Annotated in this window: 14 protein-coding genes and 1 pseudogene; 7 read left to right on the forward strand and 8 right to left on the reverse strand. The window is 64.9% G+C overall.

Features of this window, described 5'->3' with window-relative positions; translation table 11 throughout:
* Positions 1-13: 13 nt before the first annotated feature.
* The 3 genes from AB4Y34_RS12560 to AB4Y34_RS12570 form a co-directional block, all read right to left on the reverse strand.
* Positions 14-790, reverse strand: a complete 777-nt coding sequence (locus tag AB4Y34_RS12560) for a uracil-DNA glycosylase (protein WP_368716187.1) — start codon at positions 788-790, stop codon at positions 14-16.
* A gap of 152 nt (positions 791-942) precedes the next feature.
* A complete protein-coding gene (locus AB4Y34_RS12565) occupies positions 943-1146 on the reverse strand; it encodes a DUF1289 domain-containing protein (protein ID WP_090800501.1) in 204 nt (67 codons plus the stop codon).
* Positions 1147-1270: 124 nt separating this feature from the next.
* A complete protein-coding gene (locus AB4Y34_RS12570; RefSeq protein ID WP_176379249.1) occupies positions 1271-2572 on the reverse strand; it encodes an Nramp family divalent metal transporter in 1302 nt (433 codons plus the stop codon).
* A 533-nt stretch (positions 2573-3105) separates the two neighbouring features.
* Here AB4Y34_RS12570 and AB4Y34_RS12575 point away from each other — a divergent pair.
* From AB4Y34_RS12575 to AB4Y34_RS12595, 5 genes and pseudogenes are all read left to right on the forward strand, one after another.
* A complete protein-coding gene (locus AB4Y34_RS12575; protein WP_368716188.1) occupies positions 3106-4206 on the forward strand; it encodes a polyamine ABC transporter substrate-binding protein in 1101 nt (366 codons plus the stop codon).
* Between the two features lie 168 nt (positions 4207-4374).
* A pseudogene (locus AB4Y34_RS12580) lies at positions 4375-5463 on the forward strand (ABC transporter ATP-binding protein); the annotation flags it as partial.
* Complete coding sequence (locus AB4Y34_RS12585) at positions 5460-6392, forward strand: ABC transporter permease subunit (RefSeq protein ID WP_176379252.1); 933 nt, start codon at positions 5460-5462, stop codon at positions 6390-6392. The pseudogene AB4Y34_RS12580 and the gene AB4Y34_RS12585, both read left to right, overlap by 4 nt.
* On the forward strand, positions 6389-7207 hold the full coding sequence (locus AB4Y34_RS12590) for an ABC transporter permease subunit (protein WP_176108333.1): 819 nt from the start codon (positions 6389-6391) through the stop codon (positions 7205-7207). The genes AB4Y34_RS12585 and AB4Y34_RS12590 overlap by 4 nt, the downstream gene beginning before the upstream one ends.
* A gap of 45 nt (positions 7208-7252) precedes the next feature.
* Complete coding sequence (locus AB4Y34_RS12595) at positions 7253-7378, forward strand: hypothetical protein (RefSeq protein WP_255208739.1); 126 nt, start codon at positions 7253-7255, stop codon at positions 7376-7378.
* A 27-nt stretch (positions 7379-7405) separates the two neighbouring features.
* On the opposite strand, the gene AB4Y34_RS12600 is transcribed toward AB4Y34_RS12595, so the two are convergent.
* Positions 7406-8896: a flavin-containing monooxygenase gene (locus tag AB4Y34_RS12600; RefSeq protein WP_368716189.1), complete on the reverse strand. Its 1491-nt coding sequence runs from the start codon at positions 8894-8896 to the stop codon at positions 7406-7408.
* 211 nt (positions 8897-9107) lie between these two features.
* Here AB4Y34_RS12600 and AB4Y34_RS12605 point away from each other — a divergent pair, with 211 nt between their 5' ends.
* Positions 9108-9776: a TetR family transcriptional regulator gene (locus AB4Y34_RS12605; RefSeq protein ID WP_368716190.1), complete on the forward strand. Its 669-nt coding sequence runs from the start codon at positions 9108-9110 to the stop codon at positions 9774-9776.
* A 93-nt stretch (positions 9777-9869) separates the two neighbouring features.
* Here AB4Y34_RS12605 and AB4Y34_RS12610 read toward each other — a convergent pair whose 3' ends face one another.
* The 3 genes from AB4Y34_RS12610 to AB4Y34_RS12620 form a co-directional block, all read right to left on the reverse strand.
* A complete protein-coding gene (locus AB4Y34_RS12610; RefSeq protein WP_368716191.1) occupies positions 9870-11054 on the reverse strand; it encodes a tetratricopeptide repeat protein in 1185 nt (394 codons plus the stop codon).
* Between the two features lie 179 nt (positions 11055-11233).
* On the reverse strand, positions 11234-11914 hold the full coding sequence (locus tag AB4Y34_RS12615; RefSeq protein ID WP_018417715.1) for a PspA/IM30 family protein: 681 nt from the start codon (positions 11912-11914) through the stop codon (positions 11234-11236).
* 459 nt (positions 11915-12373) lie between these two features.
* Positions 12374-13036 (reverse strand): hypothetical protein, encoded by a 663-nt coding sequence (locus AB4Y34_RS12620; RefSeq protein ID WP_368716192.1) that lies wholly within the window; start codon positions 13034-13036, stop codon positions 12374-12376.
* Positions 13037-13594: 558 nt separating this feature from the next.
* On the opposite strand from AB4Y34_RS12620, the gene AB4Y34_RS12625 reads away from it, so the two are divergent.
* On the forward strand, positions 13595-16096 hold the full coding sequence (locus AB4Y34_RS12625) for a penicillin-binding protein 1A (RefSeq protein WP_176379257.1): 2502 nt from the start codon (positions 13595-13597) through the stop codon (positions 16094-16096).
* A 406-nt stretch (positions 16097-16502) separates the two neighbouring features.
* Here AB4Y34_RS12625 and AB4Y34_RS12630 read toward each other — a convergent pair whose 3' ends face one another.
* Positions 16503-18077 carry an efflux transporter outer membrane subunit gene (locus tag AB4Y34_RS12630; protein WP_368716193.1) on the reverse strand — a complete coding sequence of 525 codons (1575 nt, stop codon included), beginning with the start codon at positions 18075-18077 and terminating at the stop codon, positions 16503-16505.
* Positions 18078-18080: the final 3 nt, after the last annotated feature.

Consider the following 18080-nt stretch of genomic DNA (forward strand, 5'->3'; position numbering starts at 1 on the left):
TGCAGGCGCTGGACTAATGCCGGCTCAGCGCGAGCCGTCGAATGACTTCATCCAGCGTACCCATGGGGCGATTCTTCGCTTGAACCGCGCTATTTGCAGGTTTCGCCGCTCTAGCAGTAGGGTGCCTCACGAGTTCGTGCAGCGGCCGCATCGGGTGACTGAGCAGCGCGCTTTCCGCTTCCCGTCCAAGCGCAACGAACCGCACGTTTGGAGGGAACAGGCCGATGAAGTCAGTCAGAATCTGGACTGTCGCATGTAGCTCTGGATTCGTTGGGCGGCGGTTGCTTTCGGTGTCTTCGTCTGCGAACGGATGAAACGGGAATGCATTCCATAGCGCAAACTCGGTTGGATCGAAGCCGTTGGAAAGCATCGTCTGCCAGACGACCGAGGCCGTTCTCTCATAGACACCATATTCGCGGTCCGTCATTCGAGGCAGCGCATCGCGGCAACTGGTGCGGGTTGCCGAACCCGGCAGATAGGCCGGTAGCGGGCCGCGCTCCGTTCTCCTGGCGAAGCCGTTGAGCTTCGCATCGTTGCCAAGCAGAATCCGCTCGGAGGTCATCGCGATGCCGGTGAAACGTCCGCCGCGGCAGCTCAGCGCTTCCGCAATCAGGATCACCTTGACGCTCGTGCGGCGGGCTTGCAGGTAGGCGGCGAGCTGTTGCTGGCGAATCAGGGGCGCGTTGATGCCGGGCTGATCGCGTTCATCGGTCTCGGACCACGGATTGAACACGTGGGCCATTCGGCGCCATTGCGCGAGGCACTGAACGAAGTCCCTGGTGGTGGTCATGGAGCCGAAGTTTTCCGAAGCGTTCTCGGGTTTGGATGCATGCGCTTCCAACGCGCATAGAGGAAAACACAAACCAAAAAAAATGCCGGGACATCCCGGCATTCTTCATGGTCGCAAGCAACCTCGAACTGCGATGCGTGCAGACGACCGGCTCACACCTTGTCGTTCTGAAAGCGCATCGCCGTGCCTTCCCGTTCGATCCGGGTCCAGATCGCGCGCTTTTCCTCGTCGCTGAGGAACACCCAGTTCGACACTTCGGTCGCGGTGCGGCCGCAGCCTTTGCAGACCTCGTCGAAGAGCGTGGAGCAGACGCCGATGCACGGGCTGTCGGGAAGATCGTGGAGATTCGAAGTCATCGGAAACCTTGGGGCGGGGAGGCAAAGTTCCGCTATGTTAACCGATGCGCGGAGCGTGCCTTGCAAGCGGCGTCAGCGCGATGCGAAGTTCACGACGACCGCGCGCCGACGTGCGCGGCCGCCGTCATGGCCCGGTCGCCAGCTGCCACAACAACGCGCCGTTGAGCGCAATGATGAACCACGCCGACAGCCAGGCCAGCACGAGCGGCAGGCCGTGCACGCGCCAGCCGCGCATCAGCGTCGGATCGGACGCACAGCGGATCAGCGGCACGACCGCGAGCGGCAATTGCAGGCTCAGCACGACCTGGCTCGCGACCAGCAACTGATTCGAGCCATGCTGGCCGAACATGCCCACCGCGAGCAGGGCCGGCCCGATCGCGAGCGCACGCGTGAGCAGTGCGCGTTTCCAGCGCGGCAAGCGCAGCCGCAGGAAGCCCTCCATCACCGCCTGACCGGCCAGCGTGCCAGTGACGGTCGCGCTGAGTCCGCACGCGAGCAGCGCCGCCGCGAACAGGATGCCGGCCCAGCGATTGCCGACGAGCGGCGCGATCAGCCGATGCGCATCGGCCAGATCGGTGACGTCGCGATGGCCGCTGGCATAGAACACGGCGGCCGCGACGATCAGCAGCGCGGCGTTGATCACGAACGCGAACGCAAGCGAGCCGAAGGTGTCGATATTGACGACGTGCAGCGCGGCCTTGATCTGCGCGTCGCTGCTCTCGGGCGCGTGATGCTTGACGAGCGCCGAATGCAGATACAGGTTGTGCGGCATGACCGTCGCGCCGACGATGCCCGCCGCGAGCCACAGCATGCCCGCGCTTCTGATCAGCTCGATGCTCGGCGCGGTGCCGGCCAGCGCCGCGTGCCAGTCGGGCCGCGCGAGCGCGAGCTGCACGACGAAGCACAGGCCGACGAAGCCGATCAGCGCGGCGATCACCGCTTCCAGCCTGCGGCCGCCTTTCTGCCGGAGCGCGAGCAGCGCGAACGTGCAGACCGCCGACATCAGCACGCCGACCGTCAGCGACACGCCGAGCAGCAGTTGCAGCGCGACCGCGCTGCCGACCACCTCGGCGACGTCGACGGCGATGATCGCGACTTCGCTAGTCAGCCATAAGAACAGCGTCGCGCGCCGGCCATTGCGCTCGCGGCACAGTTGCGCGAGGTCGCGCCCGGTCACGACGCCGAGGCGCGACGACAGCCACTGCATCAGCATCCCCATCAGGCTCGCCAGCAGGACGATGCCGAGCAGGCGGTAGCCGTAGCCCGCGCCGGCGCCGAGCGCGGTCGCCCAGTTGCCGGGGTCGATATAGCCGACCGCGATCAGCGCGCCGGCGCCGAGGAACGAGAACCAGTGCGCCGGACGCGTCGGCTCGCCCGGCAGACGCCGGCGCCGGTTGGGACGCATCGCGAAAGGATTGGTGTTCATCTGCCAGAGCTTCCGGGAAACGCAGCCTGTTGCAAGTCGTATGCCCACCGCAGGCGCGCAGCGGCTGGCCGGCCGTCGCGCGGCGACGTCGCGCAATCCGCATCAATGGATCATGATAGGAGCATTCGAGCCGTCGTGGCGAAGCCGGTGTGCGTGAAAGGTGCGCTGCCGCGCCGACGCGGCTCTGCACCGGCATGCAGCGTCCGGCACCCGCGCGGGCGCGAGCGGCGCCCCGGCCAGGTGCGAGCCGACGCCGACCTGACAAGCAGATAACAGCGACGCGACGAAACCCCCGCAACCTGCGCCAGAGCGGGGAAAGCGCGACCGCGGCGCGCGTATTTTCCGGTAGACACGCGCCGATAACCCGTTAAAATTGCGGCCATTTTGCAAGGGTGCGGCCAGAGCCTGTACCGTTTGCGCGACAGCTCCGGGTTTTTTTTGGAGTGGGCAATAATTGGTGGTAGTTTTCGGGGTTTTCAGGGGGCCATGCGCGCGAGCGCGCGGCTTGAGTGACGACGGGAGCGGAGAACGGGATGAACAAACGGATAGTGGGGCAGGTGGCGGCGCTGATCTTGTGCGCGGCGCCGTGGTTGACGGCCGCTGCGAAAGATACGCAGCTGAACGTGTATAACTGGTCCGACTATATCGCGAAGGATACGATCCCGAACTTCACGAAACAGACCGGCGTTCAGGTCAAGTACGACAACTACGACAGCGACGACACGCTGCAGGCGAAGCTGCTCACCGGCAACTCGGGCTACGACATCGTCGTGCCGACCAGCAACTATGCGGGCAAGCAGATCGCCGCGGGCATCTTCGAGCCGCTCGACAAATCGAAGCTGCCGAACCTGAAGTACCTCGACCCGTCGCTGATGGCGCTCGTCGCCGGCGCCGATCCGGGCAACAAGTACGTGGTGCCCTGGGCGTACGGCACGACCGGCCTCGGCTACAACGTGACGAAGGTCCAGCAGATCCTCGGCAAGGACGTGCCGCTCGATAACTGGGACATTCTGTTCAAGCCCGAAAACATCTCGAAGCTGAAGGCCTGCGGCGTGTCGGTGCTCGACGCGCCGGACCAGATGTTCGCGGCCGCGCTGCACTACATGGGCAAGGACCCGATGAGCACGAACCCGGCCGACTACCGCGCCGCGCTCGAAATGCTGAAGAAAATCCGTCCGTACATCACGCAGTTCAACTCGTCGGGCTACATCAACGACCTCGTCGGCGGCGACGTGTGCTTCGCGTACGGCTGGTCGGGCGACGTCGTGATCGCCAAGCATCGCGCGCTCGAAGCGAAGAAGCCGTACAAGATCGAGTACGTCGTGCCGAAGGGCGGGGCACCGGTGTGGTTCGACGTGATGGCGATTCCGAAGGACGCGAAGCACAAGGAAGCCGCACTCGAGTGGATCAACTACATCGAGACGCCGCAGGTGCACGCCGCGATCACCAACGCCGTCTACTACCCGAGCGTCAATATGGAAGCACGCAAGTACGTGGACAAGGACGTCGCGAACGATCCGGCCGTGTACCCGTCGCCGGAAACCATCAAGACGCTGTTCCTGTTGAAACCGCTGCCGCAGGAAATCCAGCGGCTGCAAACGCGACTGTGGACCGAGTTCAAGTCCGGCCGCTAAGCGCGGCAACAAACAGATAAGAAGCCTATGAAGCCCTCGGTGTTCACCGGGGGCTTTGTTCGTCAAACGCCGGAGTGAAGCAGCATTATGATGAGTAGTGACCAGCCGGGCGTGCTGGCCGGGACGGCCGTGCCGTCGACGGGCCCGAGCGCCGTTACGGGAGACGCGGCGGAGCAGTTCATCCAGATCGTCGACGTCGTGAAGAAGTTCGGCGAGACCGTCGCGGTCAAAGGGGTCAACCTGACGGTAAAGAAGGGCGAGCTGTTCGCGCTGCTCGGCAGTTCGGGCTGCGGCAAGTCGACCCTGCTGCGCATGATGGCCGGGCTCGAAACCGTGACGTCGGGCAAGATCCTGATCGATGGCGAAGACCTCGCGCAACTGCCGCCGTATCGCCGGCCGGTCAACATGATGTTCCAGTCGTACGCGCTGTTCCCGCACATGACGGTCGAGGCGAACGTCGCGTTCGGCCTGAAGCAGGAAGGCGTGCCGAAGGCCGAGCTGAAAGACCGTGTGCACAACGCGCTCGAACTCGTGCAGATGGGCCGCTTCGCGAAGCGCAAGCCGCATCAGCTGTCGGGCGGCCAGCAGCAGCGCGTCGCGCTCGCGCGCTCGCTCGTCAAGCGGCCGAAGCTGCTGCTGCTCGACGAGCCGATGTCGGCGCTCGACAAGCAGATCCGCCAGCGCACGCAGATCGAGCTCGTCAACATTCTCGACCAGGTCGGTGTCACCTGCATGATGGTCACGCACGATCAGGAAGAAGCGATGACGATGGCCAACCGCCTCGCCGTGATGAGCGAAGGCCAGATCGTGCAGCTCGGCACGCCGCATGAAGTCTACGAGTATCCGAGCAGCCGTTTCTCGGCGGAATTCATCGGCTCGACCAATCTGTTCGAAGGCCGCACGGTCGAGGACGAACCCGATCACGTGTTTATCGAAACGCCGGATCTGACCTGCCGTTTGCACGTCAATCACGGCATCACCGGTCCGCTCGGCATGCCGGTGACGATCTCGGTGCGGCCCGAACGCATCGCTCTCACGCGCAAGCCGCCCGAGGGCGCCTACAACTGGGGCAAGGGCGTCGTCACGAATATCGCGTACATGGGCGGCTATTCGCTGTATCACGTGAAGCTCGAGGGCGGCAAGACCGTCATCGCGAACGTGACGAGCCTCGCGCTCACCGAAATCGATCCGCCGTCCTGGGGCGACGAAGTCTACGTGCGCTGGAGCGCATCGGCCGGCGTGGTGCTGACGTCATGAAAGAAGCGCTTCGCTCGTTTTTCGCGTGGCCCGTGCGTCGTCTGAAGCTCACGGGACGCACCGCGGTGGTGGCGGGACCGTTCATCTGGCTGCTGCTGTTTTTCCTCGTGCCGTTCCTGCTGGTCGTGAAGATCAGCTTCGCCGATTCGCAGCTCGGCATTCCGCCTTACACGCAGCTCGTCACCTTCGCGGAAGGCGCGCTGCACATCACGCTCGATCTGTCGCACTACGCGTTTCTGCTGACCGACAGCCTGTACTTCGCGACCTATGTGAATTCGGTCGTGGTCGCGGCGATTTCGACCCTGCTGTGTCTGCTGATCGGCTATCCGATGGCGTACTACATCGCGCGCTCCAATGCAGCCACCCGCAATCTGCTGATGATGGCCGTGATGCTGCCGTTCTGGACTTCGTTCCTGATCCGCGTGTACGCATGGATCGGCATTCTGAAGAACAACGGGCTGCTGAATAACTTCCTGATGTCGGTCGGCCTGATACATTCGCCGATCGAGCTGTATCACACGAACACGGCGGTCTACATCGGCATGGTCTATTCGTACCTGCCGTTTCTCGTGATGCCGCTTTACGCTCACCTCGTGAAAATGGACCTGACCTTGCTCGAAGCCGCCTACGACCTCGGCGCGAAGCCGTGGAAGGCGTTCTGGCAGATCACGCTGCCGCTGTCGAAGAACGGCATCGTCGCGGGCTGCCTGCTGGTGTTCATTCCGGCGGTCGGCGAGTACGTGATTCCGGAACTTCTCGGCGGCGCGAACACGCTGATGATCGGCCGCGTGATGTGGAACGAGTTCTTCGACAATGCGGACTGGCCGATGGCGTCCGCCGTCACCTGCGCGATGGTGTTGCTGCTGCTGGTGCCGATGGCGCTGTTCCAGCATGCGCAGGCGAAGGCATTGGAGGAGGGCCGCCAATGAAACCGAATCGCATGCTGCAGCTGATTGCTCTCGGCATCGGCTTTCTGTTCCTGTATATCCCGATCGTCAGCCTCGTCGTGTATTCGTTCAACGAATCGCAACTGGTCACGGTGTGGACACGCTTTTCGACACGCTGGTACGCGGCGCTGTTGCGGGACGACGAGCTCATCACGTCGGCGTGGCTGTCGCTGCGGATCGGCTTGCTGACGGCGTTCGCGTCGGTGATCATCGGTACGTGGGCCGGCTTCGTGCTCGCGCGGATGGGCCGCTTTCGCGGCTTCACGCTGTACACGGGCATGATCAACGCGCCGCTGGTGATCCCCGAAGTGATTCAGGGCATTTCGCTGCTGCTGCTGTTCATCGAAATGGCGCGCTGGATCGGCTGGCCGGCCGAACGCGGCATCTTCACGATCTGGATCGGCCACGTGATGCTGTGTATTTCGTACGTCGCGATCATCGTGCAGTCGCGCGTGCGGGAGCTGCATCCGTCGCTCGAGGAAGCCGCGCTCGACCTCGGCGCGACTCCGTTGCGCGTGTTCTTCTCCGTGACGCTGCCGCTGATTTCACAGGCGCTGGTGTCGGGCTGGCTGCTGTCGTTCACGCTGTCGATCGACGACCTCGTGCTGTCCGCGTTTCTGTCGGGTCCCGGCTCGACGACCTTGCCGCTCGTCGTGTTCTCGCGCGTGCGTCTCGGCCTGAATCCGGAGATGAATGCGCTCGCGACGCTGTTCATCGCGGTCGTCACGGTCGGCGTGGTCGCGGCGAACTTCTTCATGCAGCGTGCGGAGCGCAAGCGGGCCGTGATGGCGGTTTGAGGTCGAGCGACGCGTTGGGCGCCTTCATTTCTTCTGGCGATAGCGATGTTCGAGTCCCTTCTGCGCGTGCTGGACTGGCAGCCGCTTTATCGGCTGTGGGAACTGATCGTGATCATCGTGAAGTTTCTATGGGAGCTGTTGCGATTGCTGAGCGGTGGCGGAGGGCAGTGATTGCGCCTGCCGCCGCGCGAGGCCGATTCAACGCGCGAAGCGGTAATCCTGCGGCCGCACGCGCCGCGTACGCTTGCGAAAGCTGAACGTGAAGCCGGGCCAGATCGCGGTGACCTTGCCGCTCTGGGTCTGATACCAGCTATGGCAGCCGCTCGTCCATACCGCGTGCCGCATCTCCTGCTGCAAACGCGCATTGAAATCGCGCTGCACGTCGGCGCGTAGGGTCATCGTGCGCGCATTGCGTTTGCGCAGCACGCGCAGGCAATCGCCGATGTAGCGCAGTTGCGACTCGATCATGTAGATCATCGAGTTATGGCCGAGCCCCGTGTTCGGGCCGACGATCATGAAGAAGTTCGGGAAGTTCGCGATGCTCGTGCCGAGATAGGCCTCCGGGCCATCGCGCAGCCATAGCGCGCTGAGGTCGGTGCCGTCGAGGCCGGTCACTTCGAACGGCGCGGGCACGTCGTTGACTTGGAAGCCGGTGCCGCAGATGATCGCGTCCGCGTGGTGATGCACGCCGTCCTCGGTCACGATGCCATCCGCGACGATCTCGCGAATGCCGCTCGTCACGACATCGACGTTCGGCTGGCACACGGCCGGGTAATAGTCGCTCGACAGCAGCACGCGCTTGCAGCCGAGCCGATAGTTCGGCGTGAGCTTCGCGCGCAGCGCCGGGTCCTTGACGCGTCGCTCCAGATAGCTGAGGCCGAACTTCATCGGCATCTCCATCAGCTTCGGATTGACGACGAACGCGATCCCACGCGATTCGAGCTGCCAATAGATCGCGCTGCGAACGAAGCGTTGCGTGAACGGCAGCGTACGGAACAGCCATTGCGCGCGCGGGCCGATCGGCTTGTCGCGCTTCGGCATCACCCACGGCGCGGTGCGCTGGAACAGGTCCAGATGCGCGACGCGCGGCTGGATTTTCGGCACGAACTGGATCGCGCTCGCGCCGGTGCCGATCACCGCGACGCGTTTACCGTCGAGCGGATACGCGTGATCCCAGCGCGCCGAGTGAAACAGCTTGCCTTCGAAACGTTCGATGCCGGCGATGCGCGGCAGCGCGGGACGCGACAGCGGACCGTTCGCGGCGATCAGCACGTCGGCCTCGATTATTTCGCGCGCGCCGTTCGTGTCGAGCTCGACGAGCCAGATCTGCCGCGCTTCGTCGAAGCGCGCGGCGCTCACTCTCGCATTGCAGCGCACATAGCGATCGACGCCGTACTTGCGCGCGCAGTGCTGCAGATACGCGAGAATTTCGACCTGGCTGCTGAACGAGCGCGACCACGCCGGATTCGCCTCGAACGAAAACGAATACAGATGCGAGGGGACGTCGCAGGCCGCGCCGGGGTAGGTATTGTCGCGCCACGTGCCGCCGATGCCGCTCGCGGCCTCGTAGACGGTAAACGATGTGATGCCCATCTGCTGCAGACGGATCGCCATGCCGATGCCGGCAAAGCCACTGCCGACGATCGCAATGCGCGGCGCGGTGGATGAGGGGGAGGGGGCAGGCGTCACGGCGGTCTCCGGCACGGGCGAAAGCGGGGGTGAAACGACAGCGGCTACCGAGCGGCGGGCTCGCGCGGCGCGTACGGCCGGGGCCGAAATCGCGCGTCAACACCTGTCTATACATGGCTTACCGCGCAGGGTAGACAACCGTACACATCGCGTCAAGATCGTTTAGAGTGCAGCTATTGAACGCGTATACCGCGCGATGATTGAACGCACGATGACCACTGTCCCCGAAGCATCGTCCGTCGCCGGCCCGGAGTTGCCGCCCGGCAAGCGCAAGCTGATCGAAGCCGCGCTGCGGTTGACCGCCGGCGGCCGCAGTTTCGCGAGCCTCGGCTTGCGCGAGCTCGCGCGCGAGGCGGGCCTCAATCCGAACACGTTCTACCGTCATTTCAGCGCGCTCGACGAACTCGCGCGCGAAGCCGTCGCCGCCGTGAGCCGTCGGCTTCGGCCGATGCTGCGGCGCGAGCGCTGGCTCGGCGCGCATGACGAGCCGCACAGCGTGCCGCGGCGCGCGTGCGTCGCTTTTTTCGCGTTTGCGCTCGCGAACCGCGAGGCGTTCCTGAGCGCGCTGGCGGAGTACCACGGCACGTCGCCGGCCTTGCGCGAAGCGGTGCGGGCGAACCTGCACGAGGTGTCGGCGGAAATGGCGGACGACGTCGTGCAACTCGAACTGATGCCGCGACTTGCGCGCGAAACCGTCGACGAAGTCTGCACGCAGATCGTGCTGCAACTGTTTCATCTATCCGCTGAATACATCGACGCGAACGACGCGCGCCGCGACGCATTGATCGATTACGCCGAGCGTTTCATCGTGCGGCTGTTCGCAGGGGCGGTCGTGCTCGTGCAGCACGAGGGTAGCCAGGCGGAATCGGCGCGGGCCTGAAATAAGCGCAAGCGCTACACAAAACCGGCAGGCAAAAAACAGGCTCCGCGAAGGAGCCTGTGTTTTCATTCGACGCGGATCGATCGGGTGAGATCAGGTATCGGTCCAACCGCCGGAATCCTCGTTGCTGCCCATGTCGATGCCGCCGCCGCTGCCGTCATCGTTCCAGTCGTTCGAACCCTGACCGAAGTCGAGGCCGCCGCCGTTTCCGCCGTCGTTGCCGCGCCGGCGCAGTTCGTCGGGGTCGACGACCACGTCGCGCTCGATCACGCGGTCACGCCCATGACTGAGCGCCTCGCCAAGCAGCACGCCGGTCAGCAGACCGCCCATGCCGCCACCCATGCCACCGCCTTGCTGCACGATGACCTGCGGCTGCTGCTGCACCGGACCCTGTTGCGGATAAGGCGGCTGCGGATTGCCGAAGCGCTCGGCCTCCTGCGCATACGCCGATTGCTGGCCGGTGCCCACCGACGCGGCGGTCGGATCGGGCCGGCCGTCGGCGCGCGCACGCAGGCTCGCGATGCGTTGCTCGAACTCGTCGAGTGCATAAGGCGGCAGCGGATTCTTGCCATTCGACAGCGTTTCGACAGTGCCGCGCAACTGCTCTTCGGTCGCTTCGACGTCTTTCTCGAGCAACTCGTGACCCGGCGCGGTGGACAGCTTCACGTCGAGCTTGATCGAACGCACCGTGTTTAGCATGTCGGTTGCACGCTTCAATTGCGCGCGACGGTCCTCGTCAGCGCGAGTGTCTTCCTGGCCGCGCGCGCGGCGCAAGGTCCAGCGCAGCACAAACGCGATCGCCACGATCAGAACAACGATACCGATCCACATACCCACCCCCGGACCATGCCGTAATTGCGCTTGCGACGCCATTGCCGACTGTTGCTGCACAGCAGGCGCATTCTGCTGCGCGAACGGATTCGCGGCATGACGGGTGACGTTGTTGCCCGCGCGCTCCGCGTCGCGGCGCAGGCGCGCTTCGGTTTGCGCGAAGCGGCTCGGGTCGGTGAAGCGGATCTGCGGATCGAGCGTCTTCGCCTGCTGGAGTTGCGCGAGCGCCTCGGCGGAACGGCCTTCGCGATCGAGCACCTGGGCGTACAGATAATGCGCGTGTGCGTTGTTCGGATGCGCTTGCAACACTTCGGTAAGGCCGGCGTCGGCCTGCTGCCAGTTGCCCTGCGCCATCGCCGATTCGATTTGCTGAGCGGTCGGCACCGCGAACGCCGCGGCCGACACGAGCAGCAGCGAAGCGAAGGCGGTTGCGAAAAGTTTTTTCATTTGCGGACCGGGCGGGGCGCGCCCGTCTCCATCAGTCGATTGCGGTGGCTGCCTGTGGCTGCCGATATGCCGGTGCGTTCAGGGGCGAGCGCACCGGCATGTACTGCTACTGCTGTTGTCACTGCCGCGTGTACCTGCTTCGCGTACTTGCCATGAGGTGGTACACACGCATCCAGCATTTACTGCGCCGGCGTATTGAGCTGCTTCTTCAGCGCTTCGAGCCGGTCGTCGACGGACGGGCCGCGGTTCAGGTCCGCGAGCTTGTCGTCGAGCGCCTTGCCGCTTTTCTCGTCGGCGGAGTTCAGACGCGCGTCGGAACGCGCGTTCGACAGCGCGACTTTGTCTTCGAGCTTCTGGAAATCTTCGGACAGGTTCTTGCCGCCGATGCCGCCGAGTGCCGTGGCCGCCGTATCTTTCGCCTGCGCGATCTGCTGCTTGGCTTGCAGGATGTTCGAGCGTGCGTTCAGGTCATTGCGGCGCGTGCGCATGTCCTCGATCTGGCTCTTCAGTTGCGCTACCGACGGCTCCAGCGAGGTCAGCTCTTTCGTCAGTGCATCGCGTTCGGCTTCGGCGGTGGCCTGCGCGCCGAGCGCTTCACGCGCGAGCGCTTCGTCGCCGGACTGCAGCGCACGACGAGCACCGTCTTCATACTTCTTCGCCTTGTCCGCGGCAACATCGCGCTTGCTTTGCTGGGTGGCGACCTGCGCCTGAATCTCGATCAGCGAGTTCTCGGCCTTGCCGATGCTGTCGTCGAGTTCGCGCACGATCTGGCGCGAGTCACGCGACGGATCCTGCACCGAGTCGGCCGCATCGTTCAGAAGACCCTTGAGCGTGCGCGAAATGCTGTCAAAAAGCGACATGAAAACCTCCAGAGAATGTGAGCGGCGCCGACGATGCGTGCGCGCCTGACTGCTTTGAACTACTGCTACTTTACGCCGCCGCGCGCGATGCTGCGCAACGTTCGGACCGGAGTTCGGGGCGTACTTGCCAATTGCAATAGCGCGGTCCGTTTTTGTTGGGGCGCAATGCCGGGTCGAGGCTTGCGTGGATGATGGAAAGCCGCGACGGGCATGGACTTGACGGCGGATATTACACCATCGGCTGTCTTAAAGATGGCTTGAACGATGCGGCCTTCCGGAGGCTGAAGCGATGCTGGAAAGCCACTGTTTGCAAGCGTGTGCGGGCATTATCGAGCAGCGGTTCATACAGGTGTCACTGATGTAACGATATGCAACGCGGACTCGTTGCACACCTCCGCCTGTTCGTTCGGATGCAGTGATCGCGGCTCGATGCGCGGTAATTTTCCGTCACGCTTTCGGTCACGCGAAGCGGCCGCCTTCGGCGCTCGGGTCGCTGTGCGGTTCGTCGTCGTCGGGGGCCGGCTCGTTGGGGCGGCGCTTCAGAGAGTTGCGCAGACGCGCCGAGGTGCCGGACAGCCGTTGCGACGCGGCATGTTCGATGGCGTCCGTCTCCGTGTTTTCGGCGTTGTCGGCGGCTCGTGCCGCGGTTAGACGCGCGACGGCTTCGGCGGTGGCTGCGGCCTGTTCGTCCTGCTCGGCGGCGAGCGCGGCGGCGACGCCCGCGGGAAGCAGCGGGGCGGGGGAATCGGCAGTGTCCGTCGCGACAGCGGGGCGACCGGCTTGCGGCATTGCGGGCGGGTCCGCGGCATCGGCTGCGCCTGCAGCCGCGCTTGCCGCGTCTTTGTCAGGCGCTTGCAGCGACGCCGGCAGGGCGGCGCGCGCATAGCGCGTACCGCGCGCGACGCGTTGCAGCGCCGCGTTCAGCGCATCGGGCGCGCGGGGCGCGCGCAGCCGGTCGACGATGCTCGCGGCCTTGACCTGCTCGCTGGTCGCACCGAAGCTCAGCACCGCGCGCCGCATCAGTTCGCTTACGCTGATGCCTAGTTCCTCCGCGGTCGCGGTAATCGCACGTTTCTGCGCAGTCGTGACGAATACGACGATGCGCTCGCTGGGCTTGGACATGATCGACTCGCAGTCTTGTTGGCATGGGCGGGTCGGCGCGTGCCCCCGGATACGGTGTCGCACCCGTCAACGGAGCTGCCGGCGGAACCCGCCGCTGGGTCCCCGTCGCGCGCATCGAAAGACGTGCGCGGGGTTCATCATATGACGAGTTGCGCCGCCACGGAATAAGCGTGATGCGAAAATCCCGTGACATCAATGAGTTGTAGTGATTGCGGCCGGTTTGTCCACAGCCCTTTCAACAGAAAATGTTGATAACCCCGCATAAGCCGCGCTTCGCACGCACGCTGCGATCCGCACTGCGCGAAATTACAGCCCCTTACCAGGAAAAGCCGGCCGTCGAAGGGAATTCTTACAAAAAAACCGCGTTGGAACGCTGCTGATTTCTTTAAAATGCGCTGTTACGTTGCGCCGGACATGGTCCGAGGCGTGCCGTGCGGCCGGCCGGGGGCAAGGTCCGCAGGGCGGCGTACGTCCCCGGCCAGGATGTCGATCACGACCCATGCGCGCGCCGTGTGCGCGTGCAGACAGGCGCGCAGTTGCGGGCCCATTACTCCAGTCATGCCAATCATCAAACGACCGCATTCCTCGAATTCTCCGGCCGGTGAAGACCGGGACTCCCAGCAACGCACCCCAGGACGCAATGCTGCTTCGCGCGACGCCGAGTACGGCCGTCGTTCGATCGGTGCGTCGCTCGTGCTGTGGTTTATCGGCCTGATCGCGACCGTCGCCGTGATCGGCGCGCTGATCGTCGGCTATGCGCTCGTCGTGATGGGGCCGCAGTTGCCGTCGCTCGACGCGCTCACCGACTATCGCCCGAAGGTGCCGCTGCGCGTCTACACCGCAGATCACGTACTGATCGGCGAATTCGGCGAGGAGCGCCGCAGCCTCGTGCGCTTCCAGGACATCCCCGACCAGATGAAGAAAGCGGTGCTCGCGATCGAGGACTACCGCTTCTACGAACACGGCGGCGTCGACTTCGTCGGCATTCTGCGCGCCGGTTTCGCCGACCTTGCGCATGGCGGCGCATCGCAGGGCGCGAGCACGATCACGATGCAGGTCGCGCGCAACTTCTTCCTCTCCAGCGAGAAGACCTACACCCGCAAGGTCTACGAAATGCTGCTCGCGTACAAGATCGAGCGAGCGCTGACGAAAGACCAGATCCTCGAGCTGTACATGAACCAGATCTACCTGGGCGAGCGCGCATACGGCTTCGCCGCGGCCGCGCGCGTGTACTTCGGCAAGGACCTGAAGGACATCTCGCTGGCCCAGGCCGCGATGCTCGCGGGCCTGCCGAAGGCGCCGTCCGCGTATAACCCGGTCGTCAATCCGAAGCGCGCGAAGATCCGTCAGGAGTACATCCTGCGACGCATGCTCGAACTGCGCTACATCACGCAGCAGCAGTATGACCAGGCCGTGAAGGAAGAGATTCACACCAAAAATCCGGGCAACGAGTACAGCGTGCATGCCGAGTACGTCGCCGAAATGGTGCGGCAGATGATGTACGCGCAGTACAAGGATGAAACCTACACGCGCGGCCTGAACGTCACGACGACGATCGATTCCGCCGATCAGGACGCCGCGTACCGCGCGGTACGCAAGGGCGTGATGGACTACGAGCGGCGCCACGGCTATCGCGGACCCGAGGGCTTCGTGCAGTTGCCCGAGGCCGGCGACGACCGCGACCAGACGATCGACGACGCGCTGACCGATCACCCGGACAACGGCGAGATCATCGCCGGCGTGGTGACGGCCGCGAACGCGAAGCAGGTGGTCGCGCAACTGGTCGACGGTACGCAGGTGACGGTGTCGGGCGACGGCCTGCGCTTCGTCGCCGCCGCGCTGAGCCCACGCGCGAACCAGACGCTGCACATCAGGCCGGGTTCGATCGTGCGCCTCATCGCCGACGACAAGGGCAACTGGCAGATCACGCAGCTGCCGCAGGTCGAGGGCGCGCTGGTGTCGCTGACGCCGCAGGACGGTGCGATCCGCGCGCTGATCGGCGGTTTCGACTTCAACAAGAACAAGTTCAACCATGTGACGCAAGCGTGGCGCCAGCCGGGTTCGAGCTTCAAGCCGTTCATCTATTCGGCCGCGCTCGACAAGGGTCTCGCCCCGGCGACGATCATCAACGACGCGCCGCTGTACTTCCCGCCGAGCACGCCGGGCGGCGACGCGTGGGAGCCGAAGGACGACGACCAGCCTGATGGTCCGATGTCGATGCGCCTCGCGCTGCAGAAGTCGAAGAACCTCGTGTCGATCCGCATCCTGTCATTCATCGGCACCAGGTACGCGCAGGACTTCGTCACGCAGCGCTTCGGCTTCGACGCCGACAAGACCCCGCCGTATCTGCCGATGGCGCTCGGCGCGGGCCTCGTCACGCCGCTGCAGTCGGCGGGCGCGTACTCGGTGTTCGCGAACGGCGGCTACCGGATCAATCCGTATCTGATCAACGAAGTGACCGACGCGCGTGGCGTGGCGATCTCGCGGGCGCAGCCGCTCGTCGCTGGGCACGATGCGCCGCGCACGCTCGAGCCGCGCAACGCGTACATCATGAACAGCCTGTTGCACTCGGTCGCGACCGCGGGTACGGGCGCGGGCACCAACGTGCTGAAGCGCTCGGACCTGCAGGGCAAAACCGGTACGACCAACGATGCTAAGGACGGCTGGTTCGCCGGCTATCAGCAGTCGCTGGTGGCGGTCGCGTGGATGGGCTATGACCAGCCGAAGAGTCTCGGCAGCCGTGAATTCGGCGCGCAGCTCGCGCTGCCGATCTGGGTCGAGTACATGCAGCGCGCGCTGCGCGGTGTGCCACAGGCCGAGCCGCCGCAACCCGACGGCGTGACGGCGATGGACGGTGAGTTGTTCTTCAGCGACAAGTTGCCGGGGCAAGGCTTCGTCGCGAGCATCGGTCTCGATTCGAGCAATCCGATGGCCGGCGCGACCGATGCGGTGGGCGGTGTGGGGCCGGCGGGCATGACGCCGCCGGTGGTGCCGCCGCCGAGCGTGTCGACGACCGAGAAGAAGCAGATCATGGATCTGTTCGAGTCGAACAAGCCTTGATGTTTTTGACAGCGCGTACGCGGTCGGCTTCGGCGGGTCGCGCACGCGTTCACCCCTTCGGGTCGGATTCCTGACCTATCCTTCCTTCTTTGCGCGATGCGTGCGCGAATGCATCGGCGGCTGAATCCATCGCGCGCTCAAGCACTTGGGCGCGATCTGCAGGCCTTATCAACAGGTCTTTCAACACATTCTGTGGATAACGGCGCTGGCCGTTTTTTTCCCGTCGTGACTCCGCTTGATCGCGTCGTTGCTTCGAAATTGCTACGCCCGATAACACGCGGGACAAAGCGATTCGCCTCAAGCACTTAGACGCTTCGCCCCTGGCTTATCAACAAGTCTGTCAACACAAACTGGGGATAACACGAACTGGGGACAGGTGCTCGGCGTTCGGTAGGGAATCCCAGGTTTAGTTGGATGCGGTTGTGTTCGGTGTACCGACGGGCGCCGACGCAGACGCAGCAGTAGAAGCGGCCGCCGCCGGTGCGGACGACGTCCGGCCCTGATCGAGCGGCGGATTCCCCATCGCTTGCAACAGCGCAGCCGTGTCAGTCAGCCGCGCACTCCTATAGCGGATCTCGTCGAGCTGCGCGTTGCGCCATTGCTGCTCGCTCGAACGGGTCGCCGCGACGGGCAGCGAGCCGAGCCGATAGCGCGCCGACGTCTCGTTGAACACGCCCTGTGCCGAACGCGCGGCGATGTTCGCGGCATCGAGCGACTGCGCGTCGTGCTCGAGCGAGGCGAGCGTATCGGCGACGTTCTGGAACGCGGCCAGCACGGTCTGTTTGTACTGCGACACGCTCGCTTCGTAAGTGTGCTGCGCCGCGCGGCGCTGCGCGAGCAGCGCGCCGCCATGAAACAGCGGTTGCGATAGCGACGCGCCGATGCTCCAGATCGCCCCCGCACCGGACATCGCGACCGGCCAGCTAAACCCGCCTTGTCCCATCGATGCCGACAGCGACAGACTCGGGAACATCTGCGCGGTGGCGACGCCGACATCGGTCGCAGCGGCCTTCAGCGCGGCGTCGGCGGCCTCGATGTCAGGCCGCGTGCGCAGCAGCTCCGACGGCACCACGACCGGCACCTGCTCGGGCAGATGCAATTGCGCGAGATCGATGTCGTCCGGCGCGGCATCGGGCGTGCGGCCGAGCAGCACCGCGAGCGCGTGACGCGTGGTGAGCCACTGTTGCTTCAGCGCCGGCAGATTCGCCGACACGCTCGCCGCGCTCTGCTGCGCGTTCAGCAGATCGGCATGCGAGACCGCGCCGAGCGCGAAGCGCCGTTCGGTATCGCGCGCCTGATCGTTGGCGAGGACCACGAGCCGCTCGGTCGTATCGATCTGTGCATGCAGCGCGGCGCTCGTGATCGTCGCGGTGACGATGTTCGCCGCGAGCGCACGCCGCGCCGCCTCGAGCTGGTAGACCTGCACGTTCACGCGCGCGGCGAGCGCCGCGTTCGCGAGCCGCGCGGAGCCGAATAGATCGAACGTGTAATGCGCCTGCAACTGGCCGACGAACACGTTGTACAGAAACGTGTTCGGTCCGATCTCGGGGATCGCGAGCGCGCGATTGCGGGTGGCCTGGCCGCCGGCGTCGATGGTCGGCAGCAGCGAACTGCCGACCTGCGCGCGCAACTGCTCGCGCGCGGCGGCGAGACTGCGGTCGGTCGCGTCGAGCGTCGGACTATTGCGCAAACCTTCGTCGACGAGTGCGTTCAGCGCCTCCGAGCGGTACAGCTTCCACCATTCGGGCACCGGCTGCGCGCCGGTCACGAACTGCTGCGTGATGCCCTGCGCGGGCACGGTTTGCGTCGGCAGCGGCTCGGCACCGTAGTGCGCGGGCTGCGGCATCGCGGGCGCGTCGCCGTTCGGTCCGAACGAGCAGGCGCCGAGCATGCAGGTGATGCTCGCGATGCCGGTGGCCAGCGTGGTGCGGGCCAGCGCGTCGAAGCGCGTGCGGCGGCGGGATAGGGCGGGAATAGTCATGCT

Origin of the sequence: Paraburkholderia sp. BR10954 (genome assembly GCF_040965775.1) — a bacterium.
Taxonomy (GTDB): Bacteria; Pseudomonadota; Gammaproteobacteria; order Burkholderiales; family Burkholderiaceae; genus Paraburkholderia; species Paraburkholderia youngii.

Excerpts from the sequence above, each read along its gene's own strand:
- AB4Y34_RS12625 (WP_176379257.1), top strand. The coding sequence starts at position 13,595 with ATGCCAATCATCAAACGACCGCATTCCTCGAATTCTCCGGCCGGTGAA.
- AB4Y34_RS12595 (WP_255208739.1), top strand. The coding sequence starts at position 7,253 with ATGTTCGAGTCCCTTCTGCGCGTGCTGGACTGGCAGCCGCTTTATCGG.
- AB4Y34_RS12570 (WP_176379249.1), bottom strand. The coding sequence starts at position 2,572 with ATGAACACCAATCCTTTCGCGATGCGTCCCAACCGGCGCCGGCGTCTG.
- AB4Y34_RS12565 (WP_090800501.1), bottom strand. The coding sequence starts at position 1,146 with ATGACTTCGAATCTCCACGATCTTCCCGACAGCCCGTGCATCGGCGTC.
- AB4Y34_RS12560 (WP_368716187.1), bottom strand. The coding sequence starts at position 790 with ATGACCACCACCAGGGACTTCGTTCAGTGCCTCGCGCAATGGCGCCGA.
- AB4Y34_RS12605 (WP_368716190.1), top strand. The coding sequence starts at position 9,108 with ATGACCACTGTCCCCGAAGCATCGTCCGTCGCCGGCCCGGAGTTGCCG.
- AB4Y34_RS12590 (WP_176108333.1), top strand. The coding sequence starts at position 6,389 with ATGAAACCGAATCGCATGCTGCAGCTGATTGCTCTCGGCATCGGCTTT.
- AB4Y34_RS12620 (WP_368716192.1), bottom strand. The coding sequence starts at position 13,036 with ATGTCCAAGCCCAGCGAGCGCATCGTCGTATTCGTCACGACTGCGCAG.
- AB4Y34_RS12585 (WP_176379252.1), top strand. The coding sequence starts at position 5,460 with ATGAAAGAAGCGCTTCGCTCGTTTTTCGCGTGGCCCGTGCGTCGTCTG.
- AB4Y34_RS12615 (WP_018417715.1), bottom strand. The coding sequence starts at position 11,914 with ATGTCGCTTTTTGACAGCATTTCGCGCACGCTCAAGGGTCTTCTGAAC.
- AB4Y34_RS12610 (WP_368716191.1), bottom strand. The coding sequence starts at position 11,054 with ATGAAAAAACTTTTCGCAACCGCCTTCGCTTCGCTGCTGCTCGTGTCG.
- AB4Y34_RS12575 (WP_368716188.1), top strand. The coding sequence starts at position 3,106 with ATGAACAAACGGATAGTGGGGCAGGTGGCGGCGCTGATCTTGTGCGCG.
- AB4Y34_RS12630 (WP_368716193.1), bottom strand. The coding sequence starts at position 18,077 with ATGACTATTCCCGCCCTATCCCGCCGCCGCACGCGCTTCGACGCGCTG.